This is a genomic window from Bacillus tequilensis (genome assembly GCF_012225885.1).
Taxonomy (GTDB): Bacteria; Bacillota; Bacilli; order Bacillales; family Bacillaceae; genus Bacillus; species Bacillus tequilensis.
The window spans coordinates 2092637-2108964 of the sequence record NZ_CP048852.1; the positions used below are offsets into that span (position 1 = coordinate 2092637).

General features: G+C 40.9%; 21 protein-coding genes and 2 pseudogenes. 9 read left to right on the forward strand and 14 right to left on the reverse strand.

Annotated features, from left to right (window positions below):
• Positions 1-28 precede the first annotated feature (28 nt).
• Both G4P54_RS10980 and G4P54_RS10985 read left to right on the forward strand, forming a co-directional pair.
• Positions 29-391, forward strand: a complete 363-nt coding sequence (locus tag G4P54_RS10980) for a DUF1433 domain-containing protein (protein WP_167873868.1) — start codon at positions 29-31, stop codon at positions 389-391.
• Between the two features lie 174 nt (positions 392-565).
• Positions 566-796, forward strand: coding sequence for a hypothetical protein (locus G4P54_RS10985; RefSeq protein ID WP_167872674.1), 231 nt, complete (start codon positions 566-568; stop codon positions 794-796).
• Positions 797-875: 79 nt separating this feature from the next.
• Here the strand turns inward: G4P54_RS10985 and G4P54_RS21355 are convergent.
• From G4P54_RS21355 to G4P54_RS11025, 9 genes and pseudogenes are all read right to left on the reverse strand, one after another.
• Positions 876-1110, reverse strand: a pseudogene (locus tag G4P54_RS21355) (M15 family peptidase); the annotation flags it as partial.
• A gap of 31 nt (positions 1111-1141) precedes the next feature.
• Positions 1142-1437, reverse strand: a pseudogene (locus G4P54_RS21360) (M15 family metallopeptidase); the annotation flags it as partial.
• A gap of 416 nt (positions 1438-1853) precedes the next feature.
• The gene (gene csaA, locus G4P54_RS10995; protein WP_024715408.1) at positions 1854-2186 is read right to left on the reverse strand and encodes a chaperone CsaA; all 333 of its coding nucleotides are present in this window, start codon (positions 2184-2186) and stop codon (positions 1854-1856) included.
• A gap of 65 nt (positions 2187-2251) precedes the next feature.
• The gene (locus tag G4P54_RS11000; protein WP_167872675.1) at positions 2252-2977 is read right to left on the reverse strand and encodes an AraC family transcriptional regulator; all 726 of its coding nucleotides are present in this window, start codon (positions 2975-2977) and stop codon (positions 2252-2254) included.
• A gap of 14 nt (positions 2978-2991) precedes the next feature.
• Positions 2992-3735, reverse strand: coding sequence for a GNAT family N-acetyltransferase (locus tag G4P54_RS11005; protein ID WP_167872676.1), 744 nt, complete (start codon positions 3733-3735; stop codon positions 2992-2994).
• A gap of 78 nt (positions 3736-3813) precedes the next feature.
• Positions 3814-4389, reverse strand: coding sequence for a TetR/AcrR family transcriptional regulator (locus G4P54_RS11010; RefSeq protein WP_024715405.1), 576 nt, complete (start codon positions 4387-4389; stop codon positions 3814-3816).
• 5 nt (positions 4390-4394) lie between these two features.
• On the reverse strand, positions 4395-5096 hold the full coding sequence (locus tag G4P54_RS11015) for an MBL fold metallo-hydrolase (RefSeq protein ID WP_167872677.1): 702 nt from the start codon (positions 5094-5096) through the stop codon (positions 4395-4397).
• A 75-nt stretch (positions 5097-5171) separates the two neighbouring features.
• The gene (locus G4P54_RS11020) at positions 5172-5654 is read right to left on the reverse strand and encodes a GyrI-like domain-containing protein (protein WP_167872678.1); all 483 of its coding nucleotides are present in this window, start codon (positions 5652-5654) and stop codon (positions 5172-5174) included.
• Positions 5655-5707: 53 nt separating this feature from the next.
• A complete protein-coding gene (locus tag G4P54_RS11025) occupies positions 5708-6646 on the reverse strand; it encodes a helix-turn-helix transcriptional regulator (RefSeq protein ID WP_167872679.1) in 939 nt (312 codons plus the stop codon).
• Positions 6647-6852: 206 nt separating this feature from the next.
• On the opposite strand from G4P54_RS11025, the gene csk22 reads away from it, so the two are divergent.
• Positions 6853-7398 carry a mother cell-specific sporulation protein Csk22 gene (gene csk22 / locus G4P54_RS11030; protein WP_024715401.1) on the forward strand — a complete coding sequence of 182 codons (546 nt, stop codon included), beginning with the start codon at positions 6853-6855 and terminating at the stop codon, positions 7396-7398.
• 26 nt (positions 7399-7424) lie between these two features.
• On the opposite strand, the gene czrA is transcribed toward csk22, so the two are convergent.
• Entirely contained in the window at positions 7425-7748 is a 324-nt protein-coding gene (gene czrA / locus G4P54_RS11035; protein ID WP_024715400.1) for a Zn(II)-responsive metalloregulatory transcriptional repressor CzrA, read from the reverse strand.
• 192 nt (positions 7749-7940) lie between these two features.
• On the opposite strand from czrA, the gene G4P54_RS11040 reads away from it, so the two are divergent.
• Positions 7941-8618 (forward strand): lysozyme family protein, encoded by a 678-nt coding sequence (locus tag G4P54_RS11040; RefSeq protein ID WP_167872680.1) that lies wholly within the window; start codon positions 7941-7943, stop codon positions 8616-8618.
• Between the two features lie 86 nt (positions 8619-8704).
• Here the strand turns inward: G4P54_RS11040 and G4P54_RS11045 are convergent, their stop codons facing one another.
• Together G4P54_RS11045 and G4P54_RS11050 are read right to left on the reverse strand one after the other, a co-directional pair.
• Entirely contained in the window at positions 8705-9241 is a 537-nt protein-coding gene (locus G4P54_RS11045; protein WP_019714625.1) for a DUF420 domain-containing protein, read from the reverse strand.
• Between the two features lie 137 nt (positions 9242-9378).
• Positions 9379-10161: a VLRF1 family aeRF1-type release factor gene (locus tag G4P54_RS11050; RefSeq protein WP_167872681.1), complete on the reverse strand. Its 783-nt coding sequence runs from the start codon at positions 10159-10161 to the stop codon at positions 9379-9381.
• A gap of 170 nt (positions 10162-10331) precedes the next feature.
• Between G4P54_RS11050 and G4P54_RS11055 the strand changes: the two genes are divergently transcribed.
• The 5 genes from G4P54_RS11055 to desR all read left to right on the forward strand — a co-directional run bounded on the left by G4P54_RS11055 (position 10332) and on the right by desR (position 14939).
• Entirely contained in the window at positions 10332-10829 is a 498-nt protein-coding gene (locus G4P54_RS11055) for a GNAT family N-acetyltransferase (RefSeq protein WP_167872682.1), read from the forward strand.
• A 63-nt stretch (positions 10830-10892) separates the two neighbouring features.
• Positions 10893-11870 carry a S66 family peptidase gene (locus tag G4P54_RS11060; RefSeq protein WP_167872683.1) on the forward strand — a complete coding sequence of 326 codons (978 nt, stop codon included), beginning with the start codon at positions 10893-10895 and terminating at the stop codon, positions 11868-11870.
• A gap of 160 nt (positions 11871-12030) precedes the next feature.
• Complete coding sequence (gene desA / locus G4P54_RS11065; RefSeq protein WP_167872684.1) at positions 12031-13089, forward strand: Delta(5) desaturase DesA; 1059 nt, start codon at positions 12031-12033, stop codon at positions 13087-13089.
• Between the two features lie 119 nt (positions 13090-13208).
• A complete protein-coding gene (desK, locus tag G4P54_RS11070) occupies positions 13209-14321 on the forward strand; it encodes a two-component sensor histidine kinase DesK (protein ID WP_024715394.1) in 1113 nt (370 codons plus the stop codon).
• 18 nt (positions 14322-14339) lie between these two features.
• Positions 14340-14939, forward strand: a complete 600-nt coding sequence (gene desR / locus G4P54_RS11075; RefSeq protein ID WP_024715393.1) for a two-component system response regulator DesR — start codon at positions 14340-14342, stop codon at positions 14937-14939.
• 169 nt (positions 14940-15108) lie between these two features.
• Here the strand turns inward: desR and G4P54_RS11080 are convergent, their stop codons facing one another.
• Both G4P54_RS11080 and G4P54_RS11085 read right to left on the reverse strand, forming a co-directional pair.
• Positions 15109-15258 (reverse strand): hypothetical protein, encoded by a 150-nt coding sequence (locus G4P54_RS11080; RefSeq protein ID WP_167872685.1) that lies wholly within the window; start codon positions 15256-15258, stop codon positions 15109-15111.
• A 71-nt stretch (positions 15259-15329) separates the two neighbouring features.
• Complete coding sequence (locus G4P54_RS11085; protein ID WP_167872686.1) at positions 15330-16193, reverse strand: 3D domain-containing protein; 864 nt, start codon at positions 16191-16193, stop codon at positions 15330-15332.
• Between the last annotated feature and the right edge of the window lie 135 nt (positions 16194-16328).

Consider the following 16328-nt stretch of genomic DNA (forward strand, 5'->3'; position numbering starts at 1 on the left):
AAATGCTAAAGCGTTTAAGGATGATTTAATGAAGAAAGCCATAATTATACTTACTACTCTGGCTCTCATAACACTTGCAGGACTTTACATGAAAGAACAACATGACAGAAAAATCGAAACGCAAGAAGCAAAAAAAGAAGAATTGTATTCTTTGGCTAAAAAAAGAATGAATGATTTTATTGAAACAAACTATAAAGATATCCAGTCAATTGAATACACCAATGATTATGAAATAAATCCAATGGGTGGTATTTCAATTAATGGCTATTTAAACGAAAACAAAGACAAAAAAATTTGGGGAATATACGATAAGGCAAATGATGAAGTTGGAGTATTTACTGTGGATGCAACCGAGAAGCCTGAGTGCGAAGATAAAGTATGCGAGTATTAAAAAAGGCCCCTTCACAGTTGTGAGGGGGTCTTTTTTATGGTGTGACGGATGATTATTGAACTCCAAGATCTGAACCTTAATACCGTCTTCAGATATACTTTCCTTTGATTGGAATAATTTAAGCATGGATTCCAAAAGAACTATAAACGATAATCTAGCAAGGAGGATTATCGTATGCCAGGACGTAAGCTTGAAAAAAGAGAAAACTACAAGGTAACAACTGAAATAACTGATGAAGTACAAGAATGGGTTGATGAGGTGATAGGCAGCAAAGAATTTTATGATTTTTCAGCCCCTATATTCCATAAATACTTATCTAAAAAGGAAAAAGAACTAATCATTGAAGAAGGATTTGACACCAAAAAAACATCTCACACAAAAACTCCCGGTACACCTATTATTTAGAGAACTGTTTTAATCGGGTTTAATTAAAAAGTAAATAAAAGAATTCCCTCGAAAATTTTTAAGGGAACTATTTATTTACTTAAACCATTTTGCCGTGCTGACCAGACACATATCGGCGTTTACCGATATGAATAATCCCCCAGTATCCCTTAGAATTATTTGAACCTCTAACAGACCAGCGATATCAATTTTGTCTTTCCAAGCCCATTTGTACCAACATTCTTAGCGTTAATTCGATCTGGTTTGTCCATGATAATTGCAGCGTTTGATACACCGACAATTTTGATCTTACCGACTGATTGTTTTATACCTGAATTTGTGATTTTGAAGGTTTAGAGGATGCTTTTTTACAAAGGTATCTGTGCTATAGCCTTTGTGTTAAATTGAAGGTGTGGCTGATCAACAAATCCTTTCTAGTCTCCTCCCTATTCAAATCCAATTGATTTGCATAAGCAATAAATTTCTTAATATCTGCAGCACAATAGCCGCTCCATTTAGTATCAGATTTAGAATAACCACTAGTTGGCAACAAAGTCTAAAGCCTGGCCTACAAGGTGATATGATTTCAATGTCTGTGAAACACCTTTATTCACATTCTAGCGTTGTTATGCTTCAGTACGAATCGTTTCATAGATAAGCACACCATCCTGTATTCACCTTATTATTTACTAGGTTTTCGTTGATTTAACAGCATTTATTCACATTCACAAAACGGTGTTTCAGGTCACACTTAGGCCACAGATAAGTCACTTTTCTAAGTTTGAATGATAAAACGCAAACTTATTATCGTCATACAAATTAACAATATTATAATTGGAATTGTGTGTTTTCACTTATTTTCGACAAAAACAGACAAAATAAGATAAGTTTTATAACTATCTCACTCACATTTACAAAGTTATCCTTGCATTCCTTCACCCGCCATGCTATATTCATATAGCGATGAGCTGAATTGTGTAAGCCGATGTACGTGCCTTTGGGCGCACACGAATGTGGCGTGTGGTGCATCGCCTCAATACGCAAAGACGTTTGCCTAAGGGCAAACGTCTTTTTTGTGTTATCCGATTTTTGTGCCGTTTGGAACGGGCTGACCCGGCTGCAATAGGACGACATCACCATGGCTGGGAATGCCTCCAAGCACCAAAACTTCTGACTTGAACCCCGCGATCCGGCGCGGCGGAAAGTTGACGACTGCTATGATTTGTTTGTTAATAAGATCCTCTGGCTGATAACGCTTCGTGATTTGCGCGCTTGATTGTTTTATGCCGATTTCTGCTCCAAAATCAATCACAAGCTTAATCGCCGGAACTCTTGCTTCAGGAAATTCCTCCGCTTTTACAATAGTGCCTGTTCTGATATCCAATTTCTCAAAGTCCTCAATGACTGCCATATCAATAACTCCTTTTTCTTCTATTATAAAAGAGATATCCTAGATTCGTTTTAACCAAAGGACCATCACTTTTTATCCGAATATAAGGTGTTTCGATAGAGGCGGGGCGGCATGCCTGTATTTTTTGTGAACCATCTTGTAAATGAAGAAAGATTTTGAAAACCCAGCGCCTCACTCACGACAGTAAGGGTTTCCTTTTTCTCTATCACCATTCGTTTCGCTTCCTCAAGCCGAAGGTCAGCGATATAGTTTTGCGGCGACTTCCCCGTCTGCTTCTTGAACCAGTTTGAATAATAGGCTGGGTGGTAATGCTCGATTTCTGCCAGCTTTTTAATCGTCAGCCGCTCAAATAAATGGCTGTGAATGTAGGCAATTGAGGCGTAGGTATGGGATTGCAGCTTTTCTTTTATGTATTGAACAAGCATATGCAGCGAGTTTGCTGTGCCGGCCTTTGCTTCCTCCGTCAATAAGTACTTAATTGAAGACCAATAAGGATCAAGTCCAGCTTCGATTCCCGCCCCTGCATCATATTCATCAATTTTCATCGCATCAAGCGGAACATCCAGCACAAGACATTCATTTCTGCCGATTGAACGGAAACGATGTTCGCATTCAGGCGGAATATATAAAAACCGATCCGGCTTTAATTTCACCTCGCGCCCCTCCGTCTCAAGATCAATACTCCCTTCAAGCGGAAAAAGAAATTGGCTGTACGCGTGCTTATGTGAATGATAAAGGCGTGTATATGTCCGTTTTTCGCATATAATCTCTTGAAGCGAGTCCATCGTCAAGCACCTTCCTTTGGTTATCTTTTGATCCGGTAATGGTGTTCTGATATAGGCGAAAATCCAATTTTTTTATATAAAGAAACTGCCGCCAGATTTTCTTTCATCACTTGTAAAAACATGCATTCCGCTCCGTTGTTTATTGCCCAATCAGTCAACAGTCTGATGACTTGGGTTCCTGCCCCTTTTCCTCTGTGCTCCTCGGCTACAACGATATTACTAAGTCCGCCATAACCATCAATGACAGAAACCGTTCCAAGCGCTGTCAGGCTTCCTTGGTCATACATCGTGAAAAAGGTTTTACACGGCGGCATGCGCTTGAAAATGTTTGTGTAGCCTTGATGCCGCTCCTGCGAAAATCCTTCCAATCGAATAAATTCATCAATCCAAACAGATGACGGCTCATGCTCCCATTTGTATGTAAAGCTGCTGTTTTCTTCAGTATGGTTCATAATATCCCGGCATAATGCTGTCATTTGAAAGCACTCGTCCGCCTTTTCATAACCGCTGTCTGCCAATGCAGCATCTAGTCCTTTCGGAGTTGCATTGCTGATATGAAAACAAACGGGCAAGCCCAAGCTTTTATAAAAATGCTCGGCTTCTTCCCGGAAGTCTCCTTCAGGCATTTCCGCTGATGTCCACACGCTGTTCGCCCTTTTGGTTACGCCAAAATTCGCTCTGAGAAGCCATTGTCCCAAGCGTTTCTGAATATATGACGGCCATGAAGCTGCCGCTAACCGCTCAATTTTGTGAATGTCATTCATTTCCTAATGTCTCTCCCCTATGTATACTACCGTAATATTATATCAATATTCAGAAATATAGGACATCTTTTTATTTGTTTACATAATATTTTTATTGTTTATTATCAAGCCTGACAAAAACGTGCGGATTGAGTATGACAGACTTTCTGAAATATCCTCTTGACGTTCAAATGCTTCTTTTGCCATTAAAGCCGTAAAGCCATGCAACAGGCTTCTGAGCCCCCTTGTCGCGTGAATGGCAGTCTTTTCGCTTGCATAGCCGTTTTCAATGAGCAGCTTCGTCACAAGCCTGACAATTTGGTCTGAGACGATTTCTGCCCTTTCGTCCTGAACCTTAAGCAAAGACGCCTCATAATATCCCGGATTTTCAACTGCAAAATCAACATAAGCATGGGCTAAAGCAAGCAGAGCGGCATCTCCCTTTTGTTCGGTTACGGAGACTGCCATTTGTTCATAAAGCTTTGTCAGTCCGCTGACAGCAAGCTCTGTTCTGATCGCTTTGAGCCCGTTGATATGATTATACAGCGATGGAGGGCGAACATTCATTTTTTTAGACAGTGCAGCAAGCGTAACACGATTCAAGCCTTCCTGATCGGCAATCTCCGCTGCTGCATCTACAATCATTTTTTGGCTTAACCCTATTCTCGGTGACATGTTCATCATCCTTTCTTTGCTTTTTGGATCGCCTGTTTCATCCGCTCTGCGGGTGATCTCAGGAAATGTCCATGTCCGACCGCGAGACACGAAGGCGCCTTGTCGGCGAGCAATTGTGCGCTTTTAATGGCTTCCTCCTTATTCCATGTCGCGAAGGCTGGAAAAGGGAATGACCATTTTATCTGTCCTGATACAGCGATTCCTCCGCGCAATTGAAACGCATCTCCTGCAATTACAGTTCCGTTTCTCGTATCAAGAAATGACATGCTGCCCGGTGTATGGCCCGGTGTAGAAATTGCAAGCAGTGAACCTATTGTTTCGCCTCCCCTCAGCAGTTGGTGAGGCTTTGTTTGCACGTGTTTCGGAATGCCTCCTTTAATAGGTGTCTGCGGCTCATCATGACGCAAGGATGTATCGCCTTGCAGCAGGAGAGAATCCCGTTCTGAGATCATCACCTTTGCGTGAGGAAATGCTTGTGTCAATGCATCCAGTGATCCGACATGATCACCATGGGCGTGGGTCAGTAAAATACGCTGAAGCGGTTTTCCCAGCTGATTGACAGCTTGAATGATTCCTTTATAGCTGCCCGGAAGTGCGGCATCAATCAGGGTGACTTCGTTTTCTTCCTCGACTAAATAGCAATTAACCGGAAACAATGCTGGATAAAAAGTCAGCTGCCAAACGGTTTGGTATTGAGTAACTCTCATCTTTTCATTCCTCCTAATAAAAACTAATGGCGTTAGTTTCATTATTAACTAACACCATTAGTTTATCAAGAGTTATTATTTTTTTATGGCTATATAAATATTAACTTGTGCCCGCTGAGGTACTGCTGCCCTTTGATCATACATCTCAAAGTCACCTGTAAAGGTACGCAGATGACGTTTATCCCACGTCCAAATTTCCTTCCACGTTTCAAGCACAACTTCTTCAATAGGGCCGATTCTGGAAGTGAAAACGGCATAATCGGAAGCAGGCAAATCAATATTTTCATAGAGTTCCGGAAGAGTGCCGCTCTCCTCCTGAAACGTTCCGATTGAAAACGTGTAAAGCCCATTCGTCTCCTGTTCGTAATTGGAATATAAAGCGATAATGCTTTGATCTTTCTCAGCTTGCGAAACTAGAGCGCTCATATCCTGCTTCCAGAATTGGTTCCACAGAGCCGGGATCCGCCGTTCTCCCGCCATTTCCAATGCGTTGCTGGTCCGTTGTGACAGTCCGGCAAACCGTTTCTGTTCTAAATGTGTCATATGTGAAAAACCCATACGATCCCTCCTTTTTACCTAGATTATAAAAAAAGAAACCTGACAGCAGTATGTCAGGTTTCATAAACTTTTTGCATCTGATGAATGGTATCTTTTACTTTATCCCGTATATGAAGAGGCTTCAGAACCTCAATATCCTTTCCGAACTGCAGCAAAAAGCCGATCAGCCATTGATCTTCCGGAAGAGAAATCATTGCCCAGCAGGTTTCATCTTCATCACAATGAAGAACTTCATTTCCGAACCATTCACATATGCGCTGACGTGCTGCCGGCTGAACAAGAATGACCAGTTCAGTTAAACGGTCTTTTTGGTACCAATTCTTTTCCCACGGCAAAGTCTCCAGTTGAATGTCTTTTCTGATAAAGGACTGATGTAAGATGGTCATATCCTTCATTCGGGTAAGTTTAAAAAAGCGAAAATCGTTTCTCACCAGGCAATAGGCGTATAAATACCAGTGCCCTGTTTTGCAAACCAATGTGTAAGGCTCCGTTTCACGATAAAGTGTTTCTCCGCTTGCGTTTGTATATGTGAATGATATCGTTGACAATTGATCGATGGCTGTACTGATTCTCTCACGAAGCGCCTTTTGATCCTCAGAATGGCCCCAAGCCGTCATATCAATAAACCATTTTTCTGTTTGGTGCTTAAATGCTTCAGCAGACTGTTCCGGTACGAGGTGCTTGATTTTTTGATAGGCTGTGCTGTGAGAAACGGGTTCATACATGGATGAGACACTCTGCAAAGCGGAAGCGATCGCAAACAGCTCCTCCTCTTTCAGCCACTCTCTCTCAAGCCGATACGTTTCCATAATGCCAATTCCGCCTCCGGAGCCCTGTGAGGTTACAATCGGAATACCTGCTCTATTGATCGTCTCAATATCACGGTAAATTGTTCTGACTGATACTTCAAACAGCTCAGCAAGTTCAGCGGCCTGCACTTGTTTTTTGCTGATTAATAATACAACCATCGCCAATAAACGTTCCAGTTTCATTCTTCGCACCTTTTCTTCTTTAATTTTCCAACAGCATAATCATAACATTTTGATAAAGCTTGGGCATATCTATTATGCGGCCCAAATACCTCTTGCATATGTTATGGTTACAGGGGTTTCCCCTTCTTTTTTGTGTTCAGTATTGATTTCAGCTACTATTTCAAACCGGATAAGCATACACTTCTCAACGGAGGGGATTTCACATCATGCATCTTACACTTCAGAGCGTTTATCCTGCCATGATTATCATCTTTTTTCTGTATAAAAAAATTAAAAGGTCCATCGGATACCAGCCGCTGAAGCCCCGCTGGCTGTTCACCCGTATGATTCTTTTCTCGCTGTTTGCCTGTGGACTTTCGATATTCAGCGTGATTCACCCTTTTTTATATGGATATCTCATTTTCGGCATTCTTGGCGGATGGTTACTTGTCTTTTTCGCTAAGAAGAACATCTCCTTTGAAAAACGCAGAGGGAAAATTTATTTTCGGACTCATATTTGGGTAGAAGTGATTCTCTTAACCTTGTTTTTATCAAGATTTCTGTATCGAGTAACAGAGCTTTATCTTACCTCGCCTGATCTAAACAGCCTTGAATCTTACAGTCAGTCAATCGGCACAGACCCTCTGACAGTTGGCGTCTTTTTTCTGATAGCTGTTTATTATATCGGCTTTTCTTCTTTTGTCATCAAGCTCAGCAGAAAAGAACGCGAACAGATCAGACACAATAAAGAAAAAGACATCCTTGCCCGCTAAGTGCGATTATGCAAGGATGTCTTTTTTTAATCATGTTGTGTATGATGGATCATTTGCTGAAGAACATCTAAAACATGTTCATCCTCCGGTGAGTAATATATGGATGTTCCTTCTCTCCGCGATTTGACAAGCCGGAGATTTTTTAAAAATCTGAGCTGGTGGGACACTGTGGATTGCAGTAAATCCAGCTTTTCTGCAATTCCGTTTACTGCATGTTCACCCTGAGATAACAAATGGAGAATTCTGATTCTGGTAGGATCAGAAAGCGCTTTGAATGTTTGCGCGACTAAAAACAGCGTCTCCTCGTCCAGGTCAGCAGCCGTCCGTTCCGTTTCTTTAAATTCAGTCATCTGTATCACCTTTCTTTATACATACTTTTATCATATAACAATTATGCTTGGGTGCAAACCAGCTTGCTTGTGTTCCAATTCAATCTCATAGTTTAAATTTATGTTTCAAATCAGGTTTTTACTTGGTCTGATATATGGTTCTGTGTCATAATAAAAAAGTCATACTGCTCCAAACATTGAGGGTGAAACACAGTGAAGAAAAAGAGAAAAGGCTGTTTCGCTGCTGCGGGTTTTATGATGATTTTTGTCTTTGTCATCGCCTCTTTTTTATTAGTCTTGCTTTTTTCCAACCGGGATTTAATCAAAAAACTTCCGATCGATACGAAAACGATTGTTTTGGAACGTTTAACCGATTATAAACCGCTGGTGGAAGACGAGCTAGATAATCAAGGACTCTCTAATTATACATCACTCATACTTGGCATGATGTATCAGGAGTCAAAAGGAAAAGGCAATGATCCCATGCAGTCCTCTGAATCTCTGGGGTTAAAACGCAATGAGATAACAGACCCTCAACTCAGTGTTAAACAAGGCGTCAAGCAATTTACCCTCATGTACAAGACTGGCAAGGAAAAAGGCGTGGATTTGGATACCATTATTCAAAGCTACAACATGGGGGCAGGTTACATTGATTTTGTAGCTGAACATGGAGGAACGCATACTGAGGAATTGGCAAAACAATACTCCGAGCAGCAAGTCAAAAAAAATCCTGATCTGTATACTTGCGGGGGAAACGCGAACAATTTTCGCTATCCTTATTGCTACGGCGATTACACGTATGCAGAAAAAGTAAAAGAAAAAACAAAAACTGTTGAAGAATCTTTGCAGGTTGCAACACTTGAAACCATGGAACCTAAGACTCGTAATTAGGAGTCTATCAATTTACTGACAAGCCCAAAAATGAATTTGGGCTTTTGTCATGTTTACATGCTAAAAAGCCATACAGAGTATGGCTTTTAATAATACGGTGAAATCATCAGATATACAATAACGCCTGTAAGGCTTACATACAGCCATAGAGGCATTGTCCATCTGGCAATTTTTTTGTGGCGCTCCACCTGCATGCTGAAGCCTCTGATCAGCGTAAAAAGCGCAAGCGGCACAATGATCGCGGAAAGGCAGATATGCGTTATTAAAATAAAGAAGTAAATCGGGCGCATAATCCCTTCTCCGCCATAAAGCGTGTTCTCCGCAATCGAATGGTAAACCACATAACAAATCAAAAATAGCAAAGTTGTTGTGAATGCGGCTAAAATAAAGCGTTTATGAGCTTTAATATTTTTCTGTTTAATCATAATCAGCGCGGCCAATAAGAAGATAAACGTAAAGCTGTTGAATATCGCATTCAGCATTGGCAGAATGTGAATATTCGCATGGCTGAACTGATCTAATTTAGGCATAAAAAACAGCACTGCGATTAAACCGTTAATCAGAACTGTCAGTGTAAGGACAATCCCCGTATAATTTTTCGGTTTATTTTCTGTTTGATTCATTTGGTGACCTCTCCTAATTTGTACTGGCTATCCAAATCGTATGCAAATTCAAAGAAGATGTCAACGTTTTCGATTGCTTCGTCAGAAATTAGACACACTTCAAAGGCCGGCGGCTTTTAGCCCCGGCCCTGGTAATTTTACGCCTCTTTGATCAAATGCTCAACAGCCTTATGTTCGTTTTCATTCAGCAGGTTCTTTTGGATTTTCGAGTAAATCGGTTTATTCATATGCTGATCCAATAAATCGGCTGTTTCTTTATCACCGGCAATGACCATTCGTTCCCATTTTTTCACAGCAGCTTTTTGATCAAGATTGGCAGCCAGCCGCTTATACAGTCTTGTTTGGTTCTCTGTAACATGTTCCCTCATTCGGTTCTCATCAAATGGTGCTGCTTTGTTTGCGGAGGAATGGCAATTCTCCCAAGACTCATTGATCATATCGTATTCATAATGCTCAACCGCCTCTATTTTGCCTAAAATGGTTTCAATAATTTTCACTTCATGCTGCTGAGTTAAAATAAATGCCGTGCTTGGGTACGTTTGGCGCAAACCCTTCAACTGATCCAGTACAGCTGCTTCTTCCCAGTAAAATCTTGTTTCGACAGGGATTTGAAGCTTAATCGGTTCCCATATGCCGCTGTCTGAAACAAAAAATACGAGACTGCGGGGCATGTCTATTCCCATTTCATTTACGTATTGATCAATTTTCATTTTAATCCTGGCCAGACACTTCCCTTCCTCTGGATCACTTGCAGCCAGATACTCCTTTAATCGGCCGAATCCTGACTTTAGGGCAATTTTCCATTCTCCCCCCTGCTGATCTGGATCTCTCATGTCTGTATTGAGATACAGGGAGAGAATTTTATCCGGCGGTTCCAATTGGACATACTGTAATTTGTTAATCAATGAATCAATCGCCATTCCGATTCCTCCTTTTTCACAGGTTAGTTTTCTTTTTCCTCTCTTAAAAACGATCAAACCTTCCTTTACGCTAATTTCTAGTAATATTGGATTTGTTATTTACATTGCTCCTCTCATCTAATACAATTGGAAACTGTGTTTCTAAGCTGATTTTTGAAAGGAGTTTGATCTTGTTTACTGTTAAAGAAAAAAATCGTCAAGAACTTGAGGAAGAATTAAATGATTTGGAATTTCAAATGTACCGCATGCAGGAGAATATGAAGGATCTATCTAAAGATGCAAAAGTGCTTGGTATTGATCAATCGAAACATGAAGAGTGGTTGATTGTCTCCTCGATTGATGATGGCCAAACATGCAAAATTATGCTTACTGATTGTAAAACGGCATACCGAGGAATAGGATGTTTTTCACTTGTAGCGTCTTATAAGGACGATGCCATTCATATCGGAGACATCAAAGGCCCTCCGAATCACGGGTTTGGTTCCATTTGCATGAAATATTTAAAAGATATCGCCAGAGACCGCAATATTCCGAAAGTCACCGGCGATATCGCCAAACGTGATTGGAATCATGTAGACCGGCTGATTCATTTTTATGAAAAACATCAATTCGAAGTATGCATCGATCATGATACACAGTCAGGCAGCATAAAGTGGGTTGATTTGTAAAAAGGTCTGGATGAAAGAGCCAAGATATGCTGTAATGGTATAAAACCATTGATGGAGGGTTCTATGTTCGCCTCAAAACTGAAAAAGGGAGACGAAATCCGGATCGTGTCTCCCGCGACCAGCATGTCTACATTATCAAATGAAGCAAAAATCCAAGCAAAAACGGCGTTAGAACGCTTAGGTTATCGAGTAACCATCTCTGAACACGCAAATGAATGTAACGAATTTGATTCTTCTTCTATTGAGTCAAGAGTCCATGATCTGCACGCTGCCTTTTTCGACCCCAATGTCAAAGCAATTTTAACGACACTGGGCGGTTTCAATTCAAATCAGCTGCTGCGCTATCTTGATTACAAAAAAATCAAACAGCATCCAAAAATTCTATGCGGCTATTCGGATATAACGGCTCTTTGCAACGCCATTTATCAAAAAACGGGTCTTGTTACGTATTCAGGTCCCCACTTTTCAACATTTGCAATGAAAAAAGGACTTGATTATACAGAAGAATATTTTCTTTCTTGCTGCACTTCGGACGACCCGTTTGAGATTCATCCTTCTAGCGAGTGGAGCGATGACCCCTGGTTTTCGGATCAAGAAAACAGGAGCTTCCACCCTAATAACGGCCCTGTTGTGATCCAGGAGGGTTATGCGGAAGGGACCTTGATTGGCGGAAACCTATGCACGCTTAATTTGCTGCAGGGAACGGAGTATTTTCCAGAAACAGAAAATACTATTTTATTGATTGAAGATGATTATATGTCAGACATCCACATGTTTGACCGCGATCTGCAATCACTCATCCACCTCCCCGCTTTTTCTGATGTGAAAGCGATTTTGATCGGCAGATTTCAAAAAGCATCAAACGTATCAATCGATCTTGTGAAAGCCATGATTGGAACAAAAAAAGAATTATCCGGACTTCCGGTCATCGCAAATATAAATGCCGGACACACCTCCCCAATTGCCACCTTTCCCATAGGGGGAACATGCAGGATTGAAGCTGTTTCAGGTGTATCACAAATATGGATCGATAAACATTAACCAGCTTGTAAATTTTTTTTACAAGCTTTTTTAGCGCAAACAGTGATGCAAGCTGTTCGACATGACAAATGTCATGTACGGTGTATGATGTGTGCTACTACAAAGAACTTCTCTCATTCGCGTATACTTAACTGAGACACACAATGAGAGGATACTTACCATGACTGAACAAACCGTTGCGCAAAAACAAAAACAGCTGACAAAGCAAGTCGCTGCTTTTGCTCAGCCCGAAACAAAAAACAGCCTGATTCAGCTTTTGAACACGTTTATTCCTTTCTTCGGACTGTGGTTTTTGGCTTTTCTCAGCCTCAACGTCTCCTATCTCCTTACGTTAGCATTTACTGTGATTGCTGCAGGGTTTTTGACAAGAATTTTTATTATCTTTCATGACTGCTGTCATCAATCATTTTTTAAACAAAAGCGCTATAACCATATTCTCGGCTTTCTGACAGGTGTTCTGACTTTATTTCCGTATCTTCAATGGCAGCACAGCCATTCGATCCATCACGCGACAAGCAGCAATCTGGATAAACGCGGAACAGGAGACATCTGGATGTTAACAGTTAACGAATATAAAGCTGCATCCAGACGAACAAAGCTTGCATACAGACTTTATAGAAACCCGTTTGTTATGTTTATTCTCGGACCGATTTATGTTTTTCTGATCACCAACCGTTTTAACAAAAAAGGTGCAAGACGCAAGGAGCGTATAAACACATACCTTACGAATCTGGCAATTGCCGCTTTGGCTGCTGCTTGCTGTCTGATCTTTGGCTGGCAATCGTTTTTGCTGGTGCAAGGCCCCATTTTTCTGATTTCAGGTTCAATCGGGGTGTGGCTGTTTTATGTTCAGCACACATTTGAAGATTCTTATTTTGAAGCAGATGAAAACTGGAGCTACGTTCAGGCTGCTGTTGAAGGCAGTTCATTTTATAAACTCCCGAAACTGCTTCAATGGCTGACAGGCAATATCGGCTACCACCACGTTCATCATTTGAGTCCAAAGGTGCCTAACTACAAGCTTGAAGTTGCTCATGAACATCACGAACCATTAAAAAACGTACCGACAATCACCTTAAAAACAAGCCTGCAATCACTCGCATTCCGTCTATGGGATGAAGAGAACAAACAGTTTGTGTCATTTCGGGATATCAAACATATACCTTTAATCCTTCCGCCTGATTCACCAGAAAAACAGAATCTGCGGAAGAACGCCTGATGATGAAGGAGGTCTTCTAACATACTAGAAGGCTTCCTTTTTATTGTTGGAGGATGCATTCTGGCTGTCACAATGATAAAGTTACAAGTAAGATGAAAAGCTGAAAACGAGGTAAGATCATGATTAAAAAGCCTTTTACATTTCAAAAACTAAACGGGATTACACCCTATATATGGACGATATTTTTCATCCTCCCCTTCTACTTTATTTGGAAATCATCATCAACAATTGTTATTATTGTCGGTATCATTTTGACGCTTTTGTTTTTTTTGGCATATCGATTTGCGTTTGTCTCAAAAGGCTGGGCCATTTATTTGTGGGCGTTTTTGTTAATTGGCATTTCAACCGCCTCCATTACTATGTACAGTTATATTTATTTTGCTTTTTTTATCGCTTATTTTATTGGAAACATAAAGGAACGCGTCCCCTTTCATATTTTATATTACGTCCATTTAATAAGCGCAGCCATTGCAGCTAATTTCAGTCTCGTATTAAAAAAGGAATTTTTTCTGACTCAAATTCCTTTTGTCGTCATTACCCTCATCAGCGCGATTTTATTGCCTTTTAGTATAAGAAGCCGTAAGGAGCGCGAACGGCTGGAAGAAAAACTCGAGGATGCAAATGAACGGATTGCCGAGCTGGTGAAATTAGAAGAGCGGCAGCGAATTGCCCGCGACCTCCACGATACGCTTGGGCAAAAGCTTTCTCTCATCGGTTTAAAAAGCGACTTGGCGCGAAAATTGATATACAAGGATCCCGACCAAGCAGCGCGTGAACTGAAAAGTGTTCAGCAAACAGCGAGAACGTCTTTAAATGAAGTAAGAAAGATCGTATCCTCCATGAAAGGCATCCGGCTCAAGGATGAACTGATCAACATTAAACAAATTCTCGAAGCAGCTGACATCACGTTTATCTATGAAGAAGAGAAATGGCCTGATAACATTTCATTGCTTAATGAAAACATTTTAAGCATGTGCTTAAAAGAAGCTGTCACAAATGTCGTCAAACACAGTCAGGCTAAAACTTGCCGGATTGACATTCAGCAGCTGTGGAAGGAAGTTGTCATTACTGTGTCTGACGATGGAACATTTCAAGGAGAAGAAAAATTCTTTTCAAAAGGCCATGGCTTACTCGGGATGAGAGAACGGCTTGAATTTGCAAACGGTAGCCTTCACATCAATACCGAAAACGGCACCAAGCTTACCATGGCAATTCCTAATAATTCAAAATAAACATAAAGGATGGCTTACATGATTAGTATATTTATTGCAGAAGATCAGCAGATGCTATTAGGCGCTTTAGGATCACTTCTAAACCTAGAAGACGATATGGAAGTCACAGGCAAAGGTACAACCGGCCAAGATGCTGTCGATTTTGTCAAAAAACATCAGCCTGATGTATGTGTGATGGACATTGAAATGCCCGGAAAAACGGGGCTCGAAGCTGCTGAGGAGTTAAAGGGTACAGGCTGCAAAATTATCATCTTAACCACCTTTGCCAGGCCCGGCTACTTTCAGAGAGCCATTAAAGCAGGCGTTAAAGGCTATTTGTTAAAAGACAGTCCGAGCGAAGAGCTTGCAAGCGCCATCCGAAGCGTCATGAACGGAAAACGCATCTATGCACCTGAGCTGATGGAGGACATATACAGCGAGGCTAATCCTCTTACAGATAGAGAAAAAGAAGTGCTTGAACTTGTGGCTGACGGTAAAAACACAAAAGAAATTGCTCAGGAACTCAGCATCAAAAGCGGGACGGTACGAAATTATATCTCAATGATTCTAGAAAAGCTTGAAGTGAAAAACCGAATAGAAGCTATTACTCGGTCAAAGGAAAAAGGCTGGTTTAAATAAAAAGGATCTTGGCAAATGCCAGGATCCTTTTGTTAACCAGCAATTCCTAATGAAGAGCCTCGCTACACCACAATCGGACTGGATCATATTCCCCGCTTGGCGTTTTCGCTCCTCATGCCGGCTGAACAATAAAAAGATGATTCAGTTACAATCTCCCGCACCGGCACATTCATCCGACCTCTTGATATCCGAGTATGTAAAGCCGGCTGTTGTACAGCTCTGCCTCTATAGCTGCGAGCTTCCGATAGATAACCTTACCTCCAAAAAAACCTTTTTTCACATTTAAAAACATCGCGATCACTTTTCTTAAATCAGGCATATCATATATACATCTCTAAACAGAACAAAAAAAGACACAAGCCAAAAGCTCGCGTCTTTCATCACAATTTATTAGTTTAAAACTTTTACACTTACAGTTTTGACGCCCCAATTAGATGCATCACTTTTACTTGGTACAAATACGTCGATTTTATTTCCTTTAATAGCGCCGCCAGTGTCTGCTGCTGTTGCTTCACCGTAACCTTCAACATAGACTTTAGAACCTAGCGGAATCACATTAGGGTCAACCGCGATGACTTTCGCATTCGGGTTCTTATTTAAGTCAATGCCTGTTGCTGTAACGCCGGAAATGCCGCCGTCATTAGCAGTGTAAGCAGTAGCAGTAACTGTGAGTTGTTTTGATGCTTCTTGATTATTTGTATTTGATTGAACAGCCTTTTCTTCTGTAGGAACAGAAGTTTCTGCTGCAGCCTTTGTTTCTTGTTTTGGTTGTGGTTGAGCTGTTTCTTGTTTAGGTTGCTCTTTTTGCACAGCTTCTTGTTTTGTTTCAGTTTGAGGCGCGCTAGTTTGCGTATTCTCAGTAACTGTGTTTGCTGCTGTTGCCTGACCTTTTACTGAAAGTGTTGATCCAGCATAGATCATGTCAGAGCTTAGGTTATTCCAAACTTTCAAGTTATTGACTGTTGTTCCGAATTGTTGAGCAATCTTTGTCAGCGTGTCTCCCGCTTTAATTGTATATTGCCCAGTAGTGGCTGTTTCTTCTGAAGAAATGGTCAGTTTATCTCCTGCAATGATTTGATCAGAAGCTAACTTGTTCCATTCTTTTAGGTCCTTTAGGTTCACTCCGTTTTTCTGAGAGATTCCCCAGAGCGTATCACCCTTTTGCACCGTGATTTCTTTTGCAGAAGCGTGAGCTCCGAATGCAGTTGATGAAAGTGCAGCAACTGCTACAAAGGACATAATCGTCTTCTTCATAAGTAAATCCTCCCTTGTTAGCTTTTTATTGGCGGCTAACAGGTGATATCGTAACACACGCAAATGTCAAATCAATAACAAAAAGATATGATTTAGATTACAGTTCCTTTACATGAAGGATTTCTCTCTGTTGGA

Coding starts and splice junctions, on each gene's coding strand:
- G4P54_RS10980 (WP_167873868.1), top strand. CDS start 29: ATGAAGAAAGCCATAATTATACTTACTACTCTGGCTCTCATAACACTT.
- G4P54_RS10985 (WP_167872674.1), top strand. CDS start 566: ATGCCAGGACGTAAGCTTGAAAAAAGAGAAAACTACAAGGTAACAACT.
- csaA (WP_024715408.1), bottom strand. CDS start 2,186: ATGGCAGTCATTGAGGACTTTGAGAAATTGGATATCAGAACAGGCACT.
- G4P54_RS11005 (WP_167872676.1), bottom strand. CDS start 3,735: ATGAATGACATTCACAAAATTGAGCGGTTAGCGGCAGCTTCATGGCCG.
- G4P54_RS11010 (WP_024715405.1), bottom strand. CDS start 4,389: ATGTCACCGAGAATAGGGTTAAGCCAAAAAATGATTGTAGATGCAGCA.
- G4P54_RS11015 (WP_167872677.1), bottom strand. CDS start 5,096: ATGAGAGTTACTCAATACCAAACCGTTTGGCAGCTGACTTTTTATCCA.
- G4P54_RS11020 (WP_167872678.1), bottom strand. CDS start 5,654: ATGGGTTTTTCACATATGACACATTTAGAACAGAAACGGTTTGCCGGA.
- G4P54_RS11025 (WP_167872679.1), bottom strand. CDS start 6,646: ATGAAACTGGAACGTTTATTGGCGATGGTTGTATTATTAATCAGCAAA.
- csk22 (WP_024715401.1), top strand. CDS start 6,853: ATGCATCTTACACTTCAGAGCGTTTATCCTGCCATGATTATCATCTTT.
- czrA (WP_024715400.1), bottom strand. CDS start 7,748: ATGACTGAATTTAAAGAAACGGAACGGACGGCTGCTGACCTGGACGAG.
- G4P54_RS11045 (WP_019714625.1), bottom strand. CDS start 9,241: ATGAATCAAACAGAAAATAAACCGAAAAATTATACGGGGATTGTCCTT.
- G4P54_RS11050 (WP_167872681.1), bottom strand. CDS start 10,161: ATGGCGATTGATTCATTGATTAACAAATTACAGTATGTCCAATTGGAA.
- G4P54_RS11060 (WP_167872683.1), top strand. CDS start 10,893: ATGTTCGCCTCAAAACTGAAAAAGGGAGACGAAATCCGGATCGTGTCT.
- desA (WP_167872684.1), top strand. CDS start 12,031: ATGACTGAACAAACCGTTGCGCAAAAACAAAAACAGCTGACAAAGCAA.
- desK (WP_024715394.1), top strand. CDS start 13,209: ATGATTAAAAAGCCTTTTACATTTCAAAAACTAAACGGGATTACACCC.
- desR (WP_024715393.1), top strand. CDS start 14,340: ATGATTAGTATATTTATTGCAGAAGATCAGCAGATGCTATTAGGCGCT.
- G4P54_RS11080 (WP_167872685.1), bottom strand. CDS start 15,258: ATGCCTGATTTAAGAAAAGTGATCGCGATGTTTTTAAATGTGAAAAAA.
- G4P54_RS11085 (WP_167872686.1), bottom strand. CDS start 16,193: ATGAAGAAGACGATTATGTCCTTTGTAGCAGTTGCTGCACTTTCATCA.